Source organism: Vibrio sp. HI00D65, assembly GCF_001635455.1.
Taxonomy (GTDB): domain Bacteria; phylum Pseudomonadota; class Gammaproteobacteria; order Enterobacterales; family Vibrionaceae; genus Vibrio.
On the sequence record NZ_LWEH01000074.1, the window covers coordinates 1 to 349 of the forward strand.

Genomic DNA, 349 nt, shown 5'->3' on the forward strand with positions numbered 1-349 from the left:
TCTAGATTCAGTATCTGACCGTGACCATGTGATGGAGCTGATGTCGATCGCTTCTATCTCTATGCTTCACCTTTCGCGTCTTGCGGAAGATATGATTTTCTACAACTCTGGTGAATCAAACTTCATCGAGTTAGCAGATACCGTGACATCAGGTTCATCTCTGATGCCACAGAAGAAAAACCCGGATGCGCTAGAGCTTATCCGTGGTAAAACAGGCCGTGTATACGGTTCACTTGCTGGCATGATGATGACAGTGAAAGCACTGCCTTTGGCTTATAACAAAGACATGCAAGAAGATAAAGAAGGTCTATTCGACGCTTTAGACACTTGGAATGACTGTATGGAAATG

At 44.1% G+C, this 349-nt stretch carries 1 protein-coding gene; it reads left to right on the plus strand.

Annotated elements, in window-relative coordinates:
- Nucleotides 1-349 (plus strand): lyase family protein (locus A3712_RS07645; protein ID WP_269451416.1); only part of this gene is annotated, 349 nt, incomplete at both ends.